Raw genomic sequence first — 24,503 nt, forward strand, 5'->3', positions numbered from 1 at the left:
TTATTTTTTAATTGTAAGTGATTATTATTGGATTAGAAAGAAAAAATAAGCATTTCGATACTAATGGTATGATAAAGACATAAAATTAAAAGAGATGTTACAGTAAAAACAGGAAAAATGCGAATGAAGATTTAAAATGAAATTCCTGAAAATTAATTTCAATAGAAAAGTTCCATTTTCAAAGAAGAAAAAAGAAAGATAGTGATCTGAATTTTGTAAAGTTGTTTAGAAATTGTCGTTAAACCTAATCGTTAAGGATTATTTTTTACCACTGTTTTTTTTATTTCAGTTGTAGTTTTTTCATTACTTCTCGATGATGTAGACTTAACTTCTGATTTTTTATCTGAAGTCCTTGCGCTCGAAACATTATTTTTGTGATTTGAAGTTGTCATAATAAAAATTTCACATTGTTAAGGAACAAATGTAGCAATAGCAAAAGTGATACTATTATAAAATTATTATAATTAATTGTATTATTATCAGTTGTTTATGAGTTGCTGATTAACGATTGTTATTATTATTTTTCAGGATTTTTGAGTTTTTCCAGTATATAATTCCAGTGCTGATTTTCAGGATCCAGTTCACGCGCCTTTTCAAAAAACGAAATAGCCATTTTTGGATTCCTGTTTCGTTTGTAAATCTCCCCTAAGCTTTCATAAACAAGCGTTGAATTGGGATATTCCTGTGCATTGAGTGTAAAGATTTTTACAGCCTCTTTTATTTTTCCTTCTTTTCTCAATTCATTGCCTAAATAATTAAGTTGACTTTCATTAAAAATAAATGATGCCTTTTTTGAAGCTTTAAGTTGTTGGTATAAGATAATAGCGGCGTCTGTTCCCTGGGTTTTATTCGTTGTTCTGAGAGTATCCAGTAATGTCCATGGATATTTATAAGATGCAACTTTATGAGTAACATCAAGAATATGCCAGCCAATATCTGATACTGAATTGTTGGTATTGGATAAAACAACGACGCCAATTTTATTTTTTTATCTATTCCTAAAAAAGTAGAATATCCGGGCATTCCACCATCTTTGAAGAGTAAATGTTGTCCATTGTTTTCTACAAGAGTCCAGCACATTGTTATAAACGTATCGTTTCCGTCTTTTTTTGCCTGCATAACATGAGTGAGTTCCATGGCAGGGGATAAATTTGTTTTGATCACACCCATATTGGCTTCGGCAAAAGTCAGAAGATCATTTACGTTTGATCGTATGGATCCGCCGGGACCAATAGCGCCTAAATCAGTTAAGCCAACAACAGTACCGGTTTCTGCATGCCCAACGGCCAGATTGGATTTTTGGTTTGCGGTCAATGAAATAACCGTGTTATTCATATGCAAGGGCTTACAAATTTCTGCTGTTATCAAAGCCTCGAAGTCTTTTTGTGCCACCAGGGTCAATATATTACCTAATAGGCCATAGGCAACATTGGAATACCGCCACTTTGAGTCAATATCAAAAGTAGGTTCAAAGTGGGATACATATTCATATAACTTACTTACAGTATAATCGGCGTACGGTTCGTCTAAATTTTTGGGATCAACATTGTAAGGAAAACGAGGCATTCCGGATCTGTGCGTTGATAAACTCAGCAATGTAATTTCTTTTCCGTTTCTGACCGGTATTTTTACCGTTGTTGGAAGAAACTTAGAGATAGGATCGGTAAGACTGAGTTGTTGTTTTAAACTCATATCGGCCAATGCCAGAGAAGTGAATACTTTCGTAATCGATCCAATTTCGTAAATGGTAGTACCGTCAGGCAAAGTAGCATCTTTATCACTTTTTTTTCCTTCTGCAAATATTTGCCGGCCATTGGCATTTACAATGCCAACGATAATACTTTTACTTCTTTTATGGGCAACTTCCCGCTTAATAATTGCCTTTATACTGTCTGTTGCTATTTGACCAAAAACAGTTGGAGTTACTGTAAGTAATAAAATAACGATCGTATACTTTTTCATCTACGGATTACTTACTTTTTTTTAAGGCATCGATCAGCTCTATCATGTCGACGATAGCATAAGTAGACGAATAATCAGATACAGCATAAGGTAAAATCAGACTGTTGTTGTGGATAATGGCACCACAGGAGTACACCACATTGGGTACATATCCTTCTCTTTCGTCTTCCAGCGGTGAAAGCAGAGGCTCTTTTAGTCTTCCTATTTCCTTAGACGGATCATCAAGATCGAATAATGATGCCCCAATGCAATAGCGTCTCATTGTACCAACTCCGTGGGTAATAACAAGCCAGCCTTCAGTAGTCCAGAGTGGTGATCCGCAATTTCCAATTTGTGTAAATTCCCAGGTATATCGTGGTTCCTGAAGAAGGATAGGAGTATTCCATTGGGTAACCCGGTCAGAATACATAATATAGTTGTTGACACCATCGATTCGGGCAAGCATAGCATATTTACCCTTGATTTTTCTTGGAAACAATGCCAGATTTTTATTCTGAGCACCAATACCATGCAACGGCATAACTCTAAAGGTGTAAAAATCTTCGGTTGAAATCAGTTTAGGCAATATAGCGTGGCCATTATAAGCCGTATAAGTAGCCATAACACGATTAGAATCATCATTATCATCTACAAAACGAACAAAACGGGCATCTTCGATACCACGACTTTCAGAATCAGATATTGGAAATATAACACGCTCTGTAATGTCAGAATCATGTTTGAATTGTAAATCATAAAACGAATCAGCCAACCAGATAATTTCTTCGAGGGCGGTTCTTCTTTCCTGACGAATCGAGGGATCACTTAGAGCGGTATTTACCATGCTTTTTAATACAGCAAACTCAAATTCATCCGGTAAATCCTGCATAATCTGCGCAATATATCTGTCCTGCGTGTGCATTTCAGACAATTTCATTGAAAATCGCTCTTTATTGAATAAAGTTTTATGTTCAATCTCAGCCTTATCAATATTATGACCAATTTTCATCACCTGCAGGTTGTTATCCTTATCCAGAATTCCTCTTCTAAAAACAATAGAAGAAATATGTCCTTCACCGGTAGCACGGAAAGAAATAATAACGCGTTTTTCTCCCAGTTCTAAACCCGACTGATCAAAATCTTCTATGATAGAAGGGTTAAAAATTGCTGCAGATTCTATGGCATATTCCATCGTGCAGTAAGAACCAATAAGCATTTTTCGATCAAGAGACATCGCCTCATAATCTATTTGCATGGCTTCGATTAAGCCTCTTATTTTTTCGCAATGTCTGAAAAATATCGCTGAAATATTACGATGTCGTCTGGCAAATTCCCGAAGCGTTTGTTCTAAAGTATCTAATACTTGTTTTTCATCCAGCATCATTATCCGGGTCACCATTTGTTGCGTCCGTTCGTCACCATTCATAAAGTATCGTGCAACAACTCTTCTGGAATCTGGGGTAAATTTTATATTTTTTCGGATGACAGGTACTCGCATAGTTTTATTTTTTAGAAAATAAGTACATTTTTTATAGGTTATGAAAATCACATCAGATAAGCTAAATCATAATTCATTGAGAAAAATGTCGAAGCGTAACTGTTAAAAACGGTAAAAAACAAGATATGTTATTACTAATTTCTATACAAGTTAATGATTTTTGTTAATGAAAAAAAAACTTTTTGCATTTCGTGTTCTAAAAGAGTAATAGTTTTAAATCCCCTAAATCCAATGATATTGATGATTTAGAGGTATTTTCAGGATAAAACAGGATAAGAATTATAAGATAATATTTGTCAGTAATGTAACCACAATTTAAAAGAAGGGCCCTTTGTTCAACTTACAATGATATCTTCATCTCTGTTCCATTTTATTTAAGTTTTATCTTTCTTTCCATAATTAAAAGCTTCGGGGTCGAATGATTTTCAAGCTTTTTTTAGTTTTAAAATTTAAAATTTGAACTGAAGAATTTAAATATTACGATGTTGAATACGTTAATTGCCGAAAAAAAAAGTCAATCAAAATTATAAATGAAATTAATAGTTGACGATTTTTATAAAGTCTGAAATATTTTATTAAAACATAGCTTTTTAAAATCTTAATTTATTGATTTAGTGTATCTTTAGCATTATTGGAACAACAATTTTATTCCGCTTAAAATAATTCAGTCCGTAAACAGGCTTTATTCGTTTTATTCGAATTTTTATTTTTCCGGAGAATAAAACACCAATAAATACCGTTCTTAAACAAAACTATATTATGGGCTTATTTGATTTTATGATAGTGGAGATAGCTATGGATTTGGGAACAGCGAATACTTTAATAATTTATGACGGAAAAATCGTAGTAGATAGTCCCTCTATTGTAGCAAGGGATATTAGAAACGGAAAAATTATCGCTGTAGGCAAAGAAGCCAGTTTAATGCAGGGTAAAACACACGAGAATATTAGAACAATCCGACCGCTTAAAGATGGGGTTATTGCAGATTTTGACGCCTCAGAGAAAATGATCAGCTGGTTTATCAAAAACATACCTGAATTAAAGAAAAATCTTTTCACTCCAGCACTACGAATGGTGGTTTGTATCCCCAGTGGGATTACAGAAGTAGAGATGCGGGCAGTAAAAGAATCTTGTGAACGGGTAAACGGAAAAGAGGTATTTTTGATTCATGAACCTATGGCTGCTGCTATAGGAATTGGTTTGGATGTAATGCTGCCCAAAGGAAATATTATCGTTGATATTGGTGGTGGTACTACTGAAATCGCCGTAATCGCCCTTGGTGGAATTATTTGCGACAAATCTATAAAAATTGCCGGGGACGTTTTTACCAATGATATCTTGTATTATATGAGAACGCAGCACAATTTGTATATCGGTGATGCTTCTGCGGAGATGATAAAAATTGAGGTTGGTGCGGCAATGGAAGAACTCGAACAAGCTCCTGATGACATGACCGTTCGCGGAAGGGATTTACTTACCGGAAAACCCAAAGAGGTCAGGGTTACCTATCGAGAAATTGCAAGGGCTTTGGACAAATCCATACTAAGAATTGAAGATGCTATTATGGTGACGCTTTCACTGACGCCACCGGAACTGGCCGCTGATATTTATAATACAGGATTATATCTCGCAGGAGGAGGTGCAATGCTTCGCGGGCTTGACAAAAGAATATCACTGAAGACAGATTTACCGGTTTATATTGCAGAAGATCCTTTAAGGGCCGTAGTGAGAGGTACCGGAATTGTGCTAAAGAACATAGCAAAATATAAAAGTGTACTGATCAAATAAAACGATTATTGAATATTGATTTTCATTGTTAGATAATTGAAGGAACGGACGACGAGAAGGAGTTTATATTTTTATAACTTTGCTTCCTGGAAATTAATTATCTTTTGGGTGGTAAACAACATCAGAAATAACAGGATAAAAAAGGTTTCGGTGTCATTAAAAAACAAGTAAAATGTCAATAAAACAAGAATCAGAACTCATAGGCATGCAAAAAGCAAGTGAAGCTGTGGCCTATACCTTAAAAGAAATGGTCAACTACGCCCAACCGGGAATGAGTACAAAGGAACTGGATGAGTTTGGAGCAAAAATACTGTCCGGCTTTGGAGCAAAATCAGCTCCCTACCTGACTTACGGCTTTCCGGGTTATACCTGTATTAGCGTTGACAATGAATTTTGCCATGGAATTCCTTCTAAAGAACGTATATTGAAAGATGGAGATCTTATTAATATTGACGTCTCCGGTGAACTCGATGGTTTCTGGGCTGACAATGGAGCTTCTTTTGTGATAGGGAAAGACATACATCAGCATAATCATTTGGTGAATGCTTCTAAAGAAATTTTGCGCAAAGCGATTAGCAATATAAAGGGAGGTGTAAAAATCTCTGATATTGGTCATCTGATGGAAACCGAGGCAAAAAAACAGGGCTATAAAGTCATTAAAAATCTTGGCGGACATGGTATTGGCAGAAGCTTACACGAACAACCGGACGAATTGCTGAATTATAGAAATCGTTTTGACCAGAGAAGGTTTAAGAAAAATTCTGTTGTGGCAATAGAAACTTTTATTTCAACAGCTTCTTCTTATGCTGTAGAACAGGCAGACGGATGGACGATGATTGGTAATAAAGGCGGATATATGGCGCAACATGAACATACTATTGTGGTAACGGACGGAGCACCTATTCTGTTAACGGATATGAACGGTATCTTTCATTAAACAAGAAGTTTTACCGGACTCAAAAAAAAATCTCATAAAGAAGTTTCAATAATTTCTTTATGAGATTATTTTTTTAAGATATTGACCTCAAGATTTAATCAAATGATTAAATCTTGTGTTTAAATAAAAAAAACATTTCTATCTTTGTCAAAGATTTAGAACATTATGGCAGCAAAAAGCAAAGACGCAAGTACAGAAGAAAAAATAAAAGAAGCAGCCCGTACCGTATTTACTCAAAAGGGATATTCTGCTACGCGTACTCGTGATATTGCCGAAGAAGCCGGAATCAATTTAGCGCTTTTAAATTATTATTTTAGAAGCAAAGAGAAACTTTTTGAACTGGTAATGGCTGAAAAAGTCAGCAAGTTGTTTGGTGTGATAGCACCAATCGTAAACAGCGAAAAAACTTCTTTAGACGAAAAAGTAGCTTTAATAGTCGACGCTTATATTACCATGTTGACTCAGAACCCCGGATTGCCTTTATTTGTATTAAGCGAAATACGAAATAATCCCGAACATTTTGGAAACAGAATACAGGCAGGGAAATTACTGACCCAATCTTTTTTTGTAAAACAGCTCACTGAAAGAAGACCCGATATTCAGCCGTTGCATTTTATTATAAATATTTTATCAATGTCAATTTTTCCTTTCATAGCAAAACCTGTTTTAGAATCATCAGGGGTAATGACAGCCGATGAATTGGGTGATTTTACGGAAGAAAGAAAAACATTGATTGTGAAATGGTTTAAAGCTATGATCGATTCGTAGCTTTTTTTTTGGATTCGTTTTAATCAAATGATTAAAACGAAATATTAAAAATTAAAATATTGATTATAAGACTTTCATGATTATAAATCACGAAATTTGAATAAAATGGCGATCTCATATTTCATTAAAAAACAAATACTATAGGCGTATGAAAAGGTTATTTGTAGTTATACTGGTTTTTCTTCCTGTATTTCATTTCTATGCACAGCAAAATGACAGGCTATTGCGACTTCAGGACTGTTATGCTTTAGCAGAAGAAAATTATCCCTTATCCAAAAAACGAGATCTGATTGCTAAAAGCAGCGAATTTACAATTGATAATATTGCGAAAGGATATTATCCCAGATTTGACGTTTTTGGTCAGGCAACGTATCAGTCAGATGTGACCAAGTTACCCATTAGTTTGCCGGGTGTTGATGTTCCAATCCTGAATAAAGATCAGTATCGGGCTTACGCCGAAGTAAACCAGCTGATTTATGATGGCGGCGCTTTGAAACAACAAAAGCAAATCGTCGAAAAACAAACCAAAGTTACAGAACAACAGCTCAAAGTAGATTTATATGCCGTAAAACAACGTATAACAGAACTCTATTTTGGGATTTTGGTTTTTGAGGAACAGCTCCATCAAAATGACTTACTCAAGAATGACATTACGATCGGAATCAAAACAGTGCAAGCCCAACTTGTCAATGGCACTGCGTACAGAAGCAGTCTTGATTTGCTCAAAGCAGAATATTTAAAAGCAGATCAAACGGCTATTGGCATCCGCAATTATAAAAAAGCGTACCTGGATATGCTTGGACTTTTCATCAATTTAGAATTATCTCAGGATACAAAATTAGAAACTCCGGAGGATATTGTCAACTCAGTAGAAATCAATCGCCCTGAAATTGCCCTTTTCGATTATAGGAATGAAAGTTTAGAATTGGGCAAAAAAACAGTTGAGATAGCGAATCTCCCTAAGTTTAATTTTTTTCTCCAAGGTGGTTATGGTAATCCTGCACTGAATGTTCTTAAGGAAGGCTGGGAATCCTATTATATAGGCGGAATCAGGCTTAACTGGTCTTTGACGGGACTTTATACGGATAAAAAGCAAAAACAAATTATTGACATTAATAAAGAGCAACTCGAAGTCGATAAAGAAGTTTTCCTTTTTAATACCAATCAATCCATTAAGCAACAAAGTGCAGAGATCACAAAATTAGAGGAATATCTTGTTTCTGATAATGAAATTATCACCCTTAGAAATAATGTAAAAAAAGCGGCATTGGCACAATTGGATAATGGTGTAATTGATTCCAGTGATTATTTGCGTGAAGTAAACGAGGAAAATGCCGCAACGCAAAATAAAATCATTCATGAAACAGATTTGCTTTTGGCAAAATACAGACAAAAATTAATAACCGGTAATTAATTAAAAGATGAAAAGAATAGTATTTATAATAATAGCAACAGTAGCAATATCATGTTCTGATACTAAAAATGAATTTGATGCAACCGGAACTTTTGAAGCCGTAGAAACAATTATTCCCGCTGAAGCCGGTGGAATAATTAAAGAGCTAAAAGTAGAAGAAGGTGATGCCTTAAAAGAAGGTCAGGTTGTGGGGTATATCGATACGATACCGCTTTCGCTTAAGCGAGACCAATTAGTGGCACAAATTAAAGCGACACAAAGTAAAAAGCCTGATATCAATTCGCAATTGGATGTGTACAGAGAAGAACTAAGACAAGCCAAATTAGATCAGCAACGCATGCAGAATCTGGTCAAAGCCGATGCCGCTACGAGAAAACAACTGGATGATGCTACGACAAAAGTTGCCGTTATTCAGAAACAAATTAATGCCTTGCAAAAACAACTGGATATTAATGTAAGCGGAATTGATGATGAAACTCAAACGCTAAAAGTACAGATAAGCCAAATAAACGATCAACTGTCTAAATCTAAAATTGTCAATAAAACCACCGGAACAGTATTGACAAAATATGCCGAAACAGGTGAGATGGCCACCATTGGGAAACCCTTGTATAAAATTGCAGATTTGTCGACCATAATACTCAGGGTTTACATTACCGGAGATCAATTGCCAACTGTAAAACTAAACGATCCGGTAAAAGTTTTTGTAGACGCAACTGAAAAGACTTATAAAGAATATGGCGGTGTGGTAGAATGGATTAGCGATAAAGCAGAGTTTACTCCCAAAACTATTCAGACCAAAGACGAACGCGCTAATCTTGTGTATGCCGTTAAGGTGCGTGTGAAAAATGATGGATATCTGAAAATAGGTATGTATGGCGAAATAAAACTTTCAAAATAATGGAATCCGTTATTGTAAAAAATATTATCAAAACCTATGGAAAGGAGAAAAATATCGCGGTAAATGATGTTTCTTTTTCGGTAAATAAAGGAGAACTGTTTGGGTTAATTGGTCCTGATGGTGCGGGAAAAACGAGTATTTTCAGAATTCTGACAACGCTCTTACTCGCTGATACGGGTTCAGCTTCTATTGATGGCCTGGATGTAGTAAAAGATTTCAAATCTATCCGAAATACGATTGGCTATATGCCGGGGAAATTCTCCTTGTACCAGGATTTAACGGTAGAAGAAAATTTATCTTTTTTTGCTACATTGTTCGGAACCACGATTCAGGAAAATTATGATTTGATAAAAGACATTTATATTCAAATTGAGCCTTTTAAAACGCGCAGGGCCGGAAAGCTATCGGGTGGAATGAAACAAAAGCTGGCTTTGTGTTGTGCTTTGATTCATAAACCAAATGTGCTTTTTCTTGACGAACCTACCACTGGAGTTGATCCTGTATCCAGAAAAGAATTTTGGGAAATGCTCAAAAAACTCAAACAACAGGATATTACTATAATAGTCTCTACGCCTTATATGGATGAAGCGAATCTTTGTGACCGGATTGCTTTGATTCAGGAAGGAAAAATACTTTCGATTGATACTCCCAAAAATATAATCGGGAATTATCCGGATCCCCTTTTTGCGATCAAGGCAGATAAAATGTATCCGCTTTTGCAGGCTTTAACCGCTTATCCAAACCGATTGATGAGTTATGCCTTTGGAGAATTTGCTCATTTTTCTTTCACTGGAAAACCTGACAAAGAAGATTTATTACAATTTCTGAAAGCAAAAGAAATTAAAAATATAGAAATAAAAGAAGCAGCCGTGACTATTGAAGACAGTTTTATTAAACTCTTAAGTTAATATTAAAACGCAAAACAACTGAATGGGATAGGGATAAAAGAACGCAAGATCTGCTCCTTTAGGAGTTAAATATTGGTAGAAAAAAATAGAAAACAAACAAAAAGGTCCCGTAGGAACTAAACAATTAGATGGGATCGGGAGAGATACGTCCTCAAAAAGAAAAAGGGTTTGATTCAATAGGCTAAAATTAATTTTATGAATGAAAAAGTAATTTCATGCAAAGCATTAACGAAACGATTTGGAGATTTTACAGCCGTCGATTCCATTACTTTTGATGTGGAAAAAGGTGAGATTTTCGGGTTTCTTGGTGCGAACGGAGCAGGAAAAACCACAGCAATGAGAATGTTGTGCGGTTTGTCTGCCCCAACTTCCGGTGAAGCTACAATTGCTGGTTTTGATGTCTATAAGGAAACGGAAAAAATAAAGAAAAACATTGGGTATATGAGTCAGAAATTCTCTTTGTATGATGATTTGACAGTGCAGGAAAATATTACTTTTTTTGCCGGAATATATGGTCTTAGTGATAAAGCGATTAAAGAAAATAGCGCTGCCCTTTTGAAACAGTTAGGCATGGAAGATCAGGCGAATAAAAGAGTAGCCTCGCTTCCGTTAGGATGGAAACAAAAACTGGCATTTTCGACAGCTATAATTCATAAACCGGAAATTGTATTTCTGGATGAACCTACCGGCGGTGTAGATCCGGTAACCCGCAGGCAATTTTGGGATTTGATTTATGAAGCTTCAGGGAACGGGATTACCATTTTTGTAACCACGCATTATATGGACGAAGCCGAATATTGCAACAGGGTCTCTATAATGGTAGACGGAAGGGTAGAAGCACTGGATACGCCAACCAATCTAAAAAAGAAATTGGGACTAAATACTATGGATGAGGTATTTTATCATCTGGCCAGAGAAGCCAAACGCGGAGAATAATTTTAAAGTTAGCAAATCGCCATGATTAGAAAGATGGGTGATACTATATTTTATTAAAGCAATATCATTTATATATGAAACAGTTTCTAACATTCGTAAAAAAGGAATTTCTCCACGTTTTGCGTGACAGGAAAACATTATTGATTCTCTTTGGAATGCCCATAGTGCAGATTCTTATTTTTGGTTTTGCTTTGACAAATGAGGTGAAAAACTCCAAAATAGTTGTAGTAGATTATGCTAAGGATATTGCTTCACAAAAAATAATTACTAAAATTGATGCCAGCCGGTATTTTGAAATTACAAAAAGCCTGGCCGGAAGTGCAGCAATCGAAGCAGCCTTCAGGACAGGAGAAATAAAAATGGCAATTGTATTCCCTGAAGGCTTTAACAATCAATTGCTGCACCAGAACAAAGCTCAGATTCAGGTTATTGCTGATGCCTCAGACCCCAATACGGCAACTACACTGACTAATTATGTTTCGTCGATTATCAATGATTATCAGGCACAATTAAACCAAACCAATCCAACGCCTTATCAGATCAAACCTGAAGTAAAGATGTTGTATAACCCACAACTAAAAGGAGCACCTAACTTTGTTCCCGGTGTTATGGCATTGATCCTGATGTTGGTTTGTGTTATGATGACGGCGATTTCAATTGTAAAAGAAAAAGAAATGGGAACTATGGAAATTCTTTTGGTTTCGCCATTCAAACCCATAATGGTCATCATATCTAAAGCGGTTCCTTATCTTTTGCTTTCGATGGTCAATGTCGTTACGATCTTATTGCTAAGTGTTTTTGTATTAGATCTTCCTATTGCCGGAAGTTTAGTATTGCTTTTTGCCGAGAGCACTTTATTCATTATAACTTGTCTTACTTTGGGGATATTTATCTCTGTTAAAACTGATTCCATGCAAACGGCGATGCTGATTTCGTTATTAGGAATGCTTTTGCCTACATTGCTTTTTAGCGGTTTTTTATTTCCTATAGAGAATATGCCGCTGCCATTGCAATGGTTTTCGAATATTGTGCCTTCTAAATGGTATTATATCATTGTAAAAGGAATTATGATAAAAGGATTGGGATTTTCGTACATCTGGAAAGAAACTTTAATTCTGTTAGGTATAACCGTTTTCTTATTGATAATAAGCCTTAGAAGCTTTAAAATACGTCTGGCATGAGAATTATAAAATTTTTACTGATAAAAGAATTCAAACAGATATTCCGTAACCGCGCTATTTTGGCTGTTATTATGGTGATGCCTGTTATTCAGCTTATTATTTTACCGCTGGCTGCTAATTTTGAAATTAAGAACATTAATCTGGCTGTAGTAGATAATGATCGTTCAGATTATTCAAGAGACTTAATCAATCAGGTTGTGGCATCCGGTTATTTTAAATTGCGCAGTTACAACGATTCTTATAAACAAGCTTTAACTCAAATTGAAGACGATAATGCCGATTTAGTTTTAGAAATTCCGCGTGGGTTTGAGCAGGATCTTATTCGGGAGAACAAACAACAGCTTTTTATTGGTGTAAATGCTTTTAACGGCACAAAAGCAGGTTTGGGCGCAGGATATATAAGCAACATTATAAGTGAATATAATAATGGTATACGAAAAAAATTAAATGTACCCGGTAGTTTTAATGCCATTCCGGTGATTGAAATTGCATCATCAAATTGGTACAATCAACATTTGAATTACAGGTTGTTTATGGTTCCGGGAATATTGGCAATTCTAGTTACCATTGTGGGTGGTTTTCTTTCATCATTAAATATTGTAAAAGAAAAAGAAGTTGGCACTATTGAGCAAATTAATGTTTCTCCGGTTAAAAAGTACCATTTTATTTTAGGAAAACTAATTCCATTCTGGATTCTTGGTAATGTGGTTTTTACATTGGGATTACTGGTGGGCTGGATCTTTTACGGCATAGTTCCGCTGGGAAATATATTGGTATTGTATGCTTTTATAGCGGTTTATTTATTAGCCATTTTAGGTTTCGGTCTGCTAGTTTCAACTATTTGCGATACACAACAACAATCGATGCTCATTATGTTCTTTTTTGTTATGATATTTGTTTTAATGGGAGGTTTGTTTACGCCAATAGACAGTATGCCGGATTGGGCCAAAACAGTTTCGAAGTTCAACCCGATAAGTTATTTTATTGATGTCATGAGAATGGTTATTATAAAAGGAAGCGGTTTTAAAGATATCCGTCTCCACATTCTGACTATAATAGGATTTGCGATTGTCCTTAATACAGCTGCTGTCCTTAATTATAGAAAAACGGCATAAAAAGAAAAACTAATGTTTACAAATTTTATCTGATTTAATGAATTTCCTGATACAATTCAGTATAATGAGTAACAAGATCATCAATAGTAAAACCACGATTTAAACCGCTAGGATTTGGTAAAATCCAAACTTTAGCCCCACAAAAATCGTCAGATTGCAATCCCCATAAAATTTGTTTTTTGCCTGAAAAAGCTTTGTATGCTGCTTTACCCAGGAACGCAATATATTGAGGCTGAAATTCCTTTATTTTGTTTTTGAAAATTTCAATTGCATCTTTAAACTCTTCTTTTGAAAGTTCATCTGCACGAGTTGTTGGCCTTGCTACCGCAGTCGTTAACCCGTATCCCAGATCAAGAATAGCGGTGTCGTTTTCAGGATTAATTTGTTGGGGTGTAAAACCCGATTGATGCAAAACCTTCCAGAAACGGTTGCTTCTTCCGGAAAAATGATGACCGTCTGATGCTGATTTTAGACCGGGATTAATTCCGCAAAAGAGCACATTGAGGTTTTTGGTAATAATATCGGTTAACATTTGTGTCATTGATGAAAAGAAGTGATTTGATTCTGAAATAAGATTGTAATGGGAGCTGAATTAATGCGGTTTAAACTTTGTTCGGTTTGCTTACATATTTATTGTCTTTAATAAAAAAACGCCACGGCAAAAGTGCGTCTTCCTGGGCATAGGCAACACCAATACGGGCTGTTGCTATAATTTCATCCGGATTGTATCGAATACCGTGATCCTCAATCCAGATTTCTTCTCCGGTTAAATCTTTTTCATTAAAAGACCGGTCAATTCCCAGGGCTTTAGCTGCAGAACCGGGTCCGGATGAAATTGCAGCCTTAGTAGCAGGCATCTTACGTCTTAGCTCCATGATGTCTTTGCCAATTAAAGGTTCTATAGCCCTAATCAGTACGGCATGAGGCTCGCCATCAACAGAACTGACAACATTGAAGAGATTGTGAATGCCGTAGCATAAATAAACATAAGAGATGCCGCCCTGACGGTATAAAGTTTTGGTTCTGTCCGTGTGTCGTCCGCCGTAAGCATGAGAGGCTTTATCCTGAACACCAAAATACGCTTCAGTTTCTACAATTATTCCGGCTGTTATTGCTCCGTTAATTTCAGTAAAGAGCATTTTTCCCAAAAGATCTTTAGCAAGGAAAATTACATTTTGATTGAGATAATAAGAAAAAGGTAGCTTCAAATCGATTGTTTTTTACTTTAATAATAGTTTTAAGGCGAATTGATTAGCAGATATAAACTGCTTGTAGTAGAATGCAACGATGTTCGTTAGTTATTTTTACCATTTCTTAAAGTATAAGTTACCAGATTTTTAATTTTTTCGTGAGTATTATTATACTTTTTGTTTTCGAATTCAAAATTCAGTTTTTTTAGAAGTGCTACAGAATTGCTATTGTTTGAAGATGGAAATGCCGTAATGATTTTTGCGTTCATTTCTTCAAATGTATAGGATACCACTTTTTTAATGGCTTCGCTCATTATTCCTTTACCTTGAAATTCGGCCAGCATTTCATAACCAATTTCAACAATTTCATTTTCAGGGTCGAAATTCCACAAGCAAACAGAACCAATTAAGTTATCGCTTTCCTTTAGCTGAATAATCCAATAAATGCATTCATTTTTAGCTACTAAATTTTGTATTTTAATGATGTATTCTGCTGCTTTTTTTAGAGTAGATGCATTATCCCTGCCAACAAATGCATTAACTATTTCATCAGAATGTAGTTTGTGAATTAATTCAGCGTCAGTATTTTCAATATTTCGCAATAGTAATCTTTCAGTTGTGAGTAATGGGAATTTTTTAAAATCCAATATCATTCTTCAATTTTTTTTTATTGATCTGTTTTTCTGAATCATTAAATTTAAAAAATAAATAGCAAACTTTACTATACTTCTTTTTTTTTAAGGTACAATATGATATAGGGTAATGAAGATAACGGTCAGTTTTGCCTGAAAAATGATATGCAAGAGAGAAGCAGCTTTTTAGCTAAGGTATTTTCTTTTTCAGTATTGGGATAAAAAAAGGACGGTTTTAAAAACCGTCCTTTTTTATGAATCTTTTGTTACTTTTTTAATTCTCGCAGAAAGCGCCTATTTGTTTTAAATGTCTTTCTGTCTGGTATTTATTAAAGTTGTCCCATTGTGGCGGAGAACTTGTTTTTTGGCCGTACATAGCATCCAGACAAACATTATCGTCTTTATATTTATCATGCAAAACCGTAAGTATTTTAAAGAAAAACTGATCCAGCATTACGATAGCTTCAAATTCAGATTTTAGTGTATCGTAATGGGTATCTGATGGATGTAATATCTGTAATAAATCGAGTACTTCCTTCTTTTCAGCTTCATTGATTTCAGCCAAATAACCCATTTTTAAAGTTTTAAAAACCAAATTATTCCAGGCTGCACTGTCATGTCCCCATTGCACATCAGGTAAGTTTAGAGAATGCTCACAAATCAGAATAATAGCAAAAAGGACATCATTTAAGTATTCTGCCGGAAACTCATCAAAACTTCTGAATTCAAAACCACTTTGGTACATTTTTTCCTGATTAAAATCAAGTCCTACTTCAGATAGCATTTCATATTCCATGTCTGCTTCAATCTGATCGCGCCACCAAATATTTTCCTCTTTTTCAAATTTTAATAATTTTCTAAAATCATCTACATTATAGGTTAGAATTTTACCTTTTGGCATTGCCTTGTTATAAGTTCCCACGCCAATGTAGCGGGACATGGCATTTCTCATTGAGCCTAAAGTAAATTTTTTGTCTAAACTATAAGTGTCACTTATCACGCCCATAATGTCAGGACTTCCCAGAGTTGCTATAAAAAAGGGCTCAAACCATTGCAATAAATAGATGGCGTTGGCATGTGTTTTTTCAAAGTCATTATAATCTACAATTCTGCTGTCTTCTGTTAATGATGGTAAAGTAATATGAAAATGGTAGGTTCCGTTGTTGAACAAAACCAGATTTTCCTGATTGGTCATGAACATATTAAGACCGTTGTTGTAATCAGGAAAATTTAATTTCCCGTTTAAGACAGACGATTCATTAATTTTATCAAGGAATAGTTTTTTAGTGGCTTTTAGCTCTTTGCAGGATTCGCCAATTGTTCTGTTTTCAAAATATTTAGTTACAAATTCGATAGAATCTCCATCAAAATGCACAGACCCCATCGTTTTATTTCTCTGGGTAATCATACTCTGGATATTGTACGGTTGATCCTCAAGGAAAAGTTCCATGATCGATTTTCCCAGATATTCAGGGTTTTCAAGTGGTTGTGCAATCACCTCACCATTTTCGGTATCCACTAATGGTTTTACCGGTGATAATGTCTTGTGCTGATAGTTGATATCCAGTTTTTCCAGCGAATGACTGTTCATCATTCTGCTAACGGTATAGTTTTCATTTAAACCAAAAGCTTTTTTCAAAATAGGGGATAAGCTTTCCGGTTTATAACATTTTCTATAATCAATGCTGTATTTCTCAAAACCAATTTTTTCTTGTATAAATTCACCAGAGACTATTAGGGATTCTTCAAATTGCAAGTAGGTTTCGTTTTCTAATCCTATTCCCCAATAATATTTTTTTGTCTGATTGTCTTTCATTTATACTAATTTTCTTTTTTATGGTTAATTTAAATTTTTTTAAGATGTTGTTTTTTATTCGGAAATACGGATATAATCTGCTAACAATCAAAGGCAAAGAATCTAATAACAGATTAAACAGAATTGTTTCATCCATTAAAAAAGTTTATTATTCTTTTAGAATTGAAGGAATTTATATTTTAGTTAGAAATTATGCACTTGTACCGACTGGGAGACTGATAAAAAAGTAAGATTTTATAATGAGGTTATAAAATTACTATTGTTATTAATTCCTTTTATATCAATAATTTAAGCAAGAGAATAGCGCCATTACAATTTTTGCCATTCTTGTTTTTTCCAAGTTGCAAAAGTAGTTATTTATTTTGTTATTTCCAAGTGTATAATACACTGATAATCAATAAATATTTTAAGGGTTTAAACAATTAAGGCAATTGTTTTTATTTATTCATGGTAATAAAGCACGTAGGAGGAATATAACTCATCATTCCACCAATCTTTCCTTACTTCTGAAAAGTAATTGTAATTCAATTTTCCAGCTTGTGATTGTAGCGGATATACTACGATACCATTTTCGCGGTAGGCTTTATTCACATCCGTTTCCGGCACAACCGGCACAATATGACCGGAAAGGCCTTTTTCTTTTCTTTTGGCACAAATTATTCCAATTCCGCCATTGGCATTTACTTTGTTTTGAAGATCATCAACAGTAGCTATTTCTTCCCAGCCAAAAGCAGGTCCCCATTGTGGCAACCAATCGTGTATGGCACTGGAGTAAATACGGTCAACAGTTTGTTCAAAAATGGCTTCTACTTCCTGGCCTTGCGCTATTTTTTTTAACGATTCATCTGTCCACCAAACTGTTGGAAGATATACTTTAGAGAAATAGCAATAATCATAAGAATACACATTGCAATAAGTATCTTCGACTGTTCTTTGGTACCTGATATTAGTTTCAACATCCAGTTTATTGATGAGTCGGGCTATGCTTTCTTTTTTGCTGGCAGTATCCGTTAGATCTCTAAATGGAATAGTGGGATCCATTAGAGGTTTTTCTTTCATTTCCATAGAATCTAATCTGGATTCCGGATCGGGTAATAAATCGGCCTTCATTAGTTGAGTATTCGGTATTGTACGATCACCCAAAGGTAATGATGCTACTGATATGGTAGATTCTTCCATCTTGACTGCTTATAATTAATTGGCTTAACGCTACATAAATTCATGGTTTGTAAAACGTAATCTGATCACCAAAAAAGTAAATATAATGATTTTAAACTTTTTAAAAGGGTATAAAAAAAGACAAAATTTAAAAAAATGTTCCTTTTAAGTTGCCAGAAGTTCAATTTTTAAAGAATCTGAAGAAGTATAAAGCGTCTTAAAATATTTATTTAAAGCTGTTTATAACTTCTACTGGTCAACGGATAGGAATGCTAAAACACAAGTGTTTTTTTTAAAATCAAATTTGTTAAATAATTTGAAAAGGGTTAAAAAAAAGTTCTCAATGTAATGAAAGAGGACTTGATTGCGTTTTTTTTTTAATTTAAAAAATAAAACCCCTCTGCATTTTACTTTTTCAAAACCTTGGTCTTTTTAGCTTCCGGAGTTTATCTTTATCCGTTAGTTTGAAATTATTGTTTTCGCTATCTTTGCATTTCTAAAAATTTCTCATGATTTCCCCCGTAAAAGCCATTCATCCCATTTATAATCTACAGTTTGGATTAGTTTGTTTAAGTTCATTGCTCTTTTCTGCCAGTTTTAATATGCTGATTCCGGAACTTCCGGAATATTTAAGTAAAATGGGAGGAGCAGAGTATAAAGGATTGATTGTAGCGCTTTTTACATTAACAGCCGGGATTTCAAGACCTTTTAGTGGTCGGCTGACGGATACTTTAGGACGGGTTCCCGTGATGGCAGTGGGTTCTATTGTTTGTTTTGTCTGCGGTATTCTTTATCCGGTTTTAGGAACGGTTTCCGGATTTTTATTCCTGAGACTGATTCACGGATTTTCTACAGGATTCAAACCTACGGCAACGGCGGCGTATGTTGCTGATATTGTGCCAAGGGAACGTTGGGGTGAAGCTTTGGGGCTGCACGGACTCTGTTTTTCTATAGGAATGGCTCTTGGACCCGCGATTGGAAGTACAATTAAATTGTATTCTTCTATGAACATGCTTTTCTATGCTTCTTCTGTGTTTGCGCTTATGTCTATCGTCATTTTGATGAATATGAAAGAGACTTTAAAACACAAACAGAGTTTTAGTCTGCGAATTCTGAAGATTTCAAGAAAAGATATTATTGCGATAGAAGTTTTGCCGGCAGCTATAGTGACTTTTCTTTCGTATATGGCTTATGGTGTAATCCTAACATTAATACCAGATTGGAGCCAACATTTAGGTATAGCCAACAAAGGTTTGTTTTTTATGGTCTTTACGATTACCTCGGTGATGATTCGTTTTGGCGCTGGAAAAGCGTCTGACAAATACGGTCGCTTGTACCTCATCGCAATCGGACTGTTCTTTTTGATTATATCGTTGTTAATCGTTGGTTTTTCGACTTCAATAAGCGGACTTTTATTAGGGGCTGCAATTTACGGAGTTTCGACCGGAATCGTTTCACCGGCTTTAAATGCCTGGACAGTCGATATGAGTTTTCCTGATCATCGTGGTAAAGCTATGGCAACGATGTACATTGCCCTTGAGGCAGGAATTGGCCTTGGTGCGCTTGTTGCCGGATGGTTCTATCAGGATGTGATTGCTAAAATTCCACTTTTGATGTATGCCAGTGCAGCAATGGTTTTCTTAGCCTTGGGATATGTCGGGATGCGATTGCACAAGGCGAAAAATAAAATTGATTTAGCGTCGTAAAAAATAGGAGATAAGTATTCAGAGCAATTTTTTCAGATACAAAGCGTTATTTTAAGACTAAAAGTAATTAAAGAGCATGAATTTATGACTTAATGTTGTTTTTAGTTAAAAAACTATATTAAATATGAAAAATAATTTCGCCTGTGTTTTATTATTGTTGAACATTTTTGGTATCTCCGCACAAATTCAGCATAAAGCTCAGGATCCCCTTTTACATCAAATGACAGATTCTATTTCCGGTAAGCATTACACCGGAATTCATAGTGTATTGATCTCAAAAAATAATCAATTGGTATATGAAGAATATTTTAACGGCTACAAACGAGATTCTCTCCACGATTCCCGCTCTTCTTTTAAGTCGATAACAAGTTTGCTGGTTGGAATAGCAATCGATAAGGGATTTATTAAAGATGTAAACCAGAAAGTGTATACTTTTTTTCCTGAAAATCCTTCCCTGAAAACCGATAAATTCAAAAAGCTTCTCACAATAAAAAATCTGCTGGAAATGAAATCCGGTTTTGATTGTGAGGAATTTAACGATACAAAAGATTGTGAGGAGGAGATGAGCGCAAGTAAAAATTGGGTAGACTATGCACTGAATCTTCCAATGAAGGACAAACCGGGTGAAATATGGTCTTATACTTCGGTAGATCCAATGATTTTAAGCGGAGTGATAAGTAAAGCTACTCATATGTCTATTATGGATTTTGCAAAAAAATATTTGTTTGAACCTCTTGGCATTTCATCTTATAAATGGACTCTAGACCCAAGTGGAAATGGTATGACGGGAGGATCATTTTACATTTTGCCTGTAGATATGATTAAGCTGGGACAACTTGTAAAAGATAAGGGAGTTTGGGGACATCAACAGATTGTTTCGAAGAAATGGATTGCAGAATCTACGATCTGTGATATTGCGATTCCTGATTTTTCTAATATGAAATCCAGTAGAAGTAAAGCAGGCGATCCACAACCTGCTTACTATGGTTATTATTGGTATCGTGAGACTATAAAAACGAAGGATCTACAGGAAAATGTACTCTTTGCATCAGGAAATGGCGGACAGTTTATTTTTATAATCGAAGATTTAAACTTAACTGTTGTGTTTACTCAGGGTAATTACGGATCTTATAAAGGGAAACAAGCTTTTGAAATTATGGCGAAGTATATTTTACCAAATTTTAAAAAATAAAATACCATAGAAAAGCCCAATTTTTAAAAATTGGGCTTTTATGCTTTTGATGATTACTTTTAATTAATGCGTAAAGAGTTTAAATCATAATTTCACTAAAAGCTGCTGTATTGTTCATCCGTAACAGGTTCCAGCCACTCAACAACACCTTTTTCAGTATTGATATTTACAGCGTAGTGTATAAAACCTTGCATTAGGTGTGGCACCATGCCAGTGTTTGATACCATGCAAAATAGTAATGACATCGCCTACTTTTATTTTTTGTATTGGCAAACCTTCTTCCTGATAATAACCCCGTTTTTACGACAGGCAGTTTATTTGTTTTTTAAGTGTTTTTGTTTTTTAATGAAATCTGTATTTTGCAGGTAAAAATTACAGCCATTCTTCAGCAGCCTGATAATCATCCGGCAGATAGGTGAGGTATTGCACCATTCTTGGATTTGTACCCTTGTTTGGCGTTGCACAATGCGGTAGTGTGTTATTCCAGATGATAAAATCGCCAGCATTACCCACTATGGGTTCCGGTTTCAGGGTTTTTAGGGCAATTTCTCTGGGATTTTCATCAGGTGTTAAGTTGTTGAGCCAGTGATTTATTTTGTTCTGAAATTCGGGAACACAATGAAAAGCACCATCATTAGTACCACAATCCGTAAGATAAAGTAAACCCTGAAGACCAAAGGGTATAGGCTGTTTTAAACTGGTGTCCCAATGGAGTGCACTTCCTAAAAAAATAAAATCATCAGTTTCAGGAGGATTAAAACTTACTTTGTCAATGGTTTTGTATATTTTGGTGGTGTTGTAAAGTTGTTCGTATGCCTTCTTTATTCTGGGAGAAAATCTGTTTCGATTTAAGGTTTCATGATCTGAAAAATTAAGCATTAATCCTTTTTGATTCTCATGTCTTTTATACCAGGTTTCTTTTTTGTTGGGATTCATTTTTAAGAAATCCCAAATAGCTTCCTGAGTATCTTTACAATCTTCTTTTGAAACAGCATTTTTTATAATGACATAACCATTTTTATTCCAAAACTCAAGATCTTGTTCGGAAAGTACTGTATCTGTAAAATCTTCTGCTATGGTATTTTCGCTTTTTTGCTTCGTATTGATCCAGATTTTAAAAGATTCAAGATCAGGTTTTTCAAAATACAAATACTGAAGCGTGTCTTCCATACTAATGCCTAACTGATATAAGGTTTTAATTTCTTTGTCCCAGTTTTGAGTATCAGCTGCAGGAGAAAGATTAGCGGGATGTACAGCGCGTTCCCATATTTTTTCAAGAATAGTCCAGGGCATATTTTTTCGAAGTTTTAGGGGGTTAGAACGACCAGTTAACATGTAGTGGTTTACTCATCCAGGGATATTTTATAATAGAAAAAGAAAAAGGAGATTTGTGTATCAGGAGATCATAAGCCCTCTTTTCAACAGTAAGTTCCCATTTGTCTTCTAATTCTAAAAGCAAGCCATTGCGAACGAGCCAGTTGCCTCTAAAACCATCCACAGTGCAGCTGCCAATGGCATACCAACGCTCAGTTATAGCTGTAATCAATCCCTCTATAAGTTCTTTATTTTCTTCTGAAATTTCTATTTCACCGGCAACACTATTGGTAAGAGGTATACCGCAGATTAGTTTAGGGAGAGATAAGTAACTTTCTTCCGTTTGGCGTGATCCGGTGATCACATATTCTAAATATTGTACCGCTTTTATTTGATTCTCTATACTGGTGAAATTTTTTTCTTTCACCAGATTAAGCCGTTCAAAAAGTAATTCTATATAATTATTTAAAAGTACGACTCCGGCATTTTTAACTGAAATTCCGTTTATAACCGGAGTTTCACGGTTTTTTAGTGTTTTGATGATATCATTTTTAGAAGGCAATTCCATGGCACCAGATGATTAGGTTAGTTCTTGCAAAAGCAATATAAATTTAAAGATTTTTTATTAATAACGTATAGGTATTTATACCTGATCCTTTACTTTTTTCTTACTGTAGCTCAAAGCAATGTTACTTTATTAATTGCCTGATTTTAAATTATCCCCGTCTTTGAAATGCAGTCTCCTGAAAACCAGCCCGGATAAAATGGTCAGGAAACCTACAACCAAAAAGGTATAGCGAAAAGCATTATGAATTTCGTTGTGAATGAGTTTTACATCCCCCTGAAAAATCTTCAGCACTAATAACCCGAAAGCGATACCAAAACCGATAGCCAGCTGTTGGTTGACAGAAACCAGAGAGTTGCCACTGCTGGTATGATAAACTCTTAGATCAGCGATAGATATAGAGTTCATAGAAGTAAATTGTATGGAGTTAAAGAACCCCAGGACCGAAATAATAGGAATGTACCAATAAATGGAAGTATGAATGGAAGGAATGGCCAAACAGCAAATCAGGGCACCAATAATGAAAGTATTGACCATTAAAGTTTTTCGATACCCGTAGGTATTTAAAATTTTAATTACTGCTGATTTTCCAAAAATTGCCGTGAGGGCCATTGGCGCAACAATCCATCCGGAAGTAACCGCAGACTGGCCGTAGGCGATCTGAATCATCATGGGCAATAATAAAGGGATCGAACTAAAGCCCAATCGTGTTGCTAAATTGCCCACGATGCCTACGCGAAAGGTTCTTACCTGAAATAAATTCAACGGAAATAGAGGATTATTGTCTGTAATAGCATGGCGATAGTACCAGTACAACATCAAAAGGCCTGACATTAAAATCAATAAAACCGGTGTTACACGAACTGTGTTGCCGAATAACTCTAAAGAAACAGACAATAGGAGTGAAGCTGCTGCAAAGATAAGGAAACCCTTTAAGTCAAAATCGATTACGGGAGACTTGTAATCCGGCATGTATTTCAGACTTAAGAGAATGCCAATAAGACCAAAAGGAATGTTGATAAGAAAAATCCAGTGCCAGGACAAATAATCCACCATATATCCCCCCACAAGAGGACCCAGTACCGGGCCAATCAGTGCGGGGATAATAGCAAAGTTCAGGGCTTTTAGTAATTCTTTTTTAGGAAATGTTCTAATAAGTGCCAGCTTTCCTACCGGAGTCATTAAACTTCCTCCGATACCCTGAATAACACGTGAAAATACCAAATGTGTTAGGTTTTGTGAAAGAGAGCACAGTAAAGATCCGATGCTAAAGAGTAACAGGGCAAAAATAAATACTTTTTTAGTACCAAATTTGTCTGATAAAAAACCGCTTACAGGCATAAAGAGTGCCAGAGTCAGTACATAACTAATAATGGCATTCTGCATATCCAGCGGCGACTCGTGTAAATCTTTGGCAATAGAAGTTATCGATGTATTAAGAATGGTCGAATCGAGCATTTGCATAAAAATGGAAGTCGCCAAAATGAGTGGTAATATTTTTTTGGTTGTTTCATTGTTTTGTTCAGCACTGTTTGCATTCATA

General features: G+C 35.2%; 22 protein-coding genes. 11 read left to right on the top strand and 11 right to left on the bottom strand.

The window, feature by feature from the left end; translation table 11 throughout:
* Positions 1–517 precede the first annotated feature (517 nt).
* Genes ACQY44_RS06235 through ACQY44_RS06245 form a run of 3 tightly spaced genes read right to left on the bottom strand, consistent with a single transcriptional unit; the run spans position 518 to position 3,439 of the window.
* Positions 518–739, bottom strand: a complete 222-nt coding sequence (locus ACQY44_RS06235; protein ID WP_428229534.1) for a tetratricopeptide repeat protein — start codon at positions 737–739, stop codon at positions 518–520.
* An 8-nt stretch (positions 740–747) separates the two neighbouring features.
* A complete protein-coding gene (locus ACQY44_RS06240; RefSeq protein ID WP_428229535.1) occupies positions 748–1,962 on the bottom strand; it encodes a serine hydrolase domain-containing protein in 1,215 nt (404 codons plus the stop codon).
* 7 nt (positions 1,963–1,969) lie between these two features.
* Positions 1,970–3,439, bottom strand: coding sequence for a glycoside hydrolase family 130 protein (locus tag ACQY44_RS06245; protein WP_428229536.1), 1,470 nt, complete (start codon positions 3,437–3,439; stop codon positions 1,970–1,972).
* 759 nt (positions 3,440–4,198) lie between these two features.
* On the opposite strand from ACQY44_RS06245, the gene ACQY44_RS06250 reads away from it, so the two are divergent.
* The 9 genes from ACQY44_RS06250 (at position 4,199) to ACQY44_RS06290 (ending at position 13,387) form a co-directional block, all read left to right on the top strand.
* Positions 4,199–5,227 (top strand): rod shape-determining protein, encoded by a 1,029-nt coding sequence (locus ACQY44_RS06250; protein WP_428229537.1) that lies wholly within the window; start codon positions 4,199–4,201, stop codon positions 5,225–5,227.
* 172 nt (positions 5,228–5,399) lie between these two features.
* Positions 5,400–6,164, top strand: coding sequence for a type I methionyl aminopeptidase (gene map, locus ACQY44_RS06255; protein ID WP_428229538.1), 765 nt, complete (start codon positions 5,400–5,402; stop codon positions 6,162–6,164).
* A 165-nt stretch (positions 6,165–6,329) separates the two neighbouring features.
* Positions 6,330–6,932, top strand: a complete 603-nt coding sequence (locus ACQY44_RS06260; protein ID WP_428229539.1) for a TetR/AcrR family transcriptional regulator — start codon at positions 6,330–6,332, stop codon at positions 6,930–6,932.
* Positions 6,933–7,080: 148 nt separating this feature from the next.
* Positions 7,081–8,346, top strand: a complete 1,266-nt coding sequence (locus ACQY44_RS06265) for a TolC family protein (protein ID WP_428229540.1) — start codon at positions 7,081–7,083, stop codon at positions 8,344–8,346.
* Positions 8,347–8,353: 7 nt separating this feature from the next.
* A complete protein-coding gene (locus ACQY44_RS06270) occupies positions 8,354–9,247 on the top strand; it encodes an HlyD family secretion protein (protein WP_428229541.1) in 894 nt (297 codons plus the stop codon).
* Positions 9,247–10,155, top strand: coding sequence for an ABC transporter ATP-binding protein (locus ACQY44_RS06275; protein ID WP_428229542.1), 909 nt, complete (start codon positions 9,247–9,249; stop codon positions 10,153–10,155). The genes ACQY44_RS06270 and ACQY44_RS06275 overlap by 1 nt, the downstream gene beginning before the upstream one ends.
* Positions 10,156–10,350: 195 nt before the next feature.
* Complete coding sequence (locus tag ACQY44_RS06280) at positions 10,351–11,091, top strand: ABC transporter ATP-binding protein (protein WP_428229543.1); 741 nt, start codon at positions 10,351–10,353, stop codon at positions 11,089–11,091.
* A 74-nt stretch (positions 11,092–11,165) separates the two neighbouring features.
* Positions 11,166–12,272, top strand: a complete 1,107-nt coding sequence (locus ACQY44_RS06285; protein ID WP_428229544.1) for an ABC transporter permease — start codon at positions 11,166–11,168, stop codon at positions 12,270–12,272.
* Entirely contained in the window at positions 12,269–13,387 is a 1,119-nt protein-coding gene (locus tag ACQY44_RS06290) for an ABC transporter permease (RefSeq protein ID WP_428229545.1), read from the top strand. The genes ACQY44_RS06285 and ACQY44_RS06290 overlap by 4 nt, the downstream gene beginning before the upstream one ends.
* Before the next feature lie 34 nt (positions 13,388–13,421).
* Here ACQY44_RS06290 and mug read toward each other — a convergent pair whose 3' ends face one another.
* From mug to ACQY44_RS06315, 5 genes are all read right to left on the bottom strand, one after another.
* A complete protein-coding gene (mug, locus tag ACQY44_RS06295; protein WP_428229546.1) occupies positions 13,422–13,928 on the bottom strand; it encodes a G/U mismatch-specific DNA glycosylase in 507 nt (168 codons plus the stop codon).
* Positions 13,929–13,989: 61 nt separating this feature from the next.
* A complete protein-coding gene (locus tag ACQY44_RS06300; RefSeq protein WP_428229547.1) occupies positions 13,990–14,595 on the bottom strand; it encodes a DNA-3-methyladenine glycosylase in 606 nt (201 codons plus the stop codon).
* Between the two features lie 86 nt (positions 14,596–14,681).
* Entirely contained in the window at positions 14,682–15,230 is a 549-nt protein-coding gene (locus tag ACQY44_RS06305; RefSeq protein ID WP_428229548.1) for a GNAT family N-acetyltransferase, read from the bottom strand.
* Between the two features lie 253 nt (positions 15,231–15,483).
* On the bottom strand, positions 15,484–17,025 hold the full coding sequence (locus ACQY44_RS06310; RefSeq protein WP_428229549.1) for a hypothetical protein: 1,542 nt from the start codon (positions 17,023–17,025) through the stop codon (positions 15,484–15,486).
* Positions 17,026–17,466: 441 nt separating this feature from the next.
* On the bottom strand, positions 17,467–18,204 hold the full coding sequence (locus ACQY44_RS06315) for a hypothetical protein (protein ID WP_428229550.1): 738 nt from the start codon (positions 18,202–18,204) through the stop codon (positions 17,467–17,469).
* A 488-nt stretch (positions 18,205–18,692) separates the two neighbouring features.
* Between ACQY44_RS06315 and ACQY44_RS06320 the strand changes: the two genes are divergently transcribed.
* On the top strand, positions 18,693–19,889 hold the full coding sequence (locus ACQY44_RS06320; RefSeq protein WP_428229551.1) for an MFS transporter: 1,197 nt from the start codon (positions 18,693–18,695) through the stop codon (positions 19,887–19,889).
* A gap of 124 nt (positions 19,890–20,013) precedes the next feature.
* Positions 20,014–21,081 (top strand): serine hydrolase domain-containing protein, encoded by a 1,068-nt coding sequence (locus tag ACQY44_RS06325; protein ID WP_428229552.1) that lies wholly within the window; start codon positions 20,014–20,016, stop codon positions 21,079–21,081.
* A 372-nt stretch (positions 21,082–21,453) separates the two neighbouring features.
* Here ACQY44_RS06325 and ACQY44_RS06330 read toward each other — a convergent pair whose 3' ends face one another.
* From ACQY44_RS06330 to ACQY44_RS06340, 3 genes are all read right to left on the bottom strand, one after another.
* On the bottom strand, positions 21,454–22,374 hold the full coding sequence (locus ACQY44_RS06330) for a phytanoyl-CoA dioxygenase family protein (RefSeq protein WP_428229553.1): 921 nt from the start codon (positions 22,372–22,374) through the stop codon (positions 21,454–21,456).
* Between the two features lie 22 nt (positions 22,375–22,396).
* Positions 22,397–22,963: a contractile injection system tape measure protein gene (locus tag ACQY44_RS06335; protein ID WP_428229554.1), complete on the bottom strand. Its 567-nt coding sequence runs from the start codon at positions 22,961–22,963 to the stop codon at positions 22,397–22,399.
* 129 nt (positions 22,964–23,092) lie between these two features.
* The gene (locus ACQY44_RS06340; protein WP_428229555.1) at positions 23,093–24,502 is read right to left on the bottom strand and encodes an MFS transporter; all 1,410 of its coding nucleotides are present in this window, start codon (positions 24,500–24,502) and stop codon (positions 23,093–23,095) included.
* Position 24,503: the final 1 nt, after the last annotated feature.

It is taken from the genome of Flavobacterium sp. (assembly GCF_965277525.1).
Taxonomy (GTDB): domain Bacteria; phylum Bacteroidota; class Bacteroidia; order Flavobacteriales; family Flavobacteriaceae; genus Flavobacterium.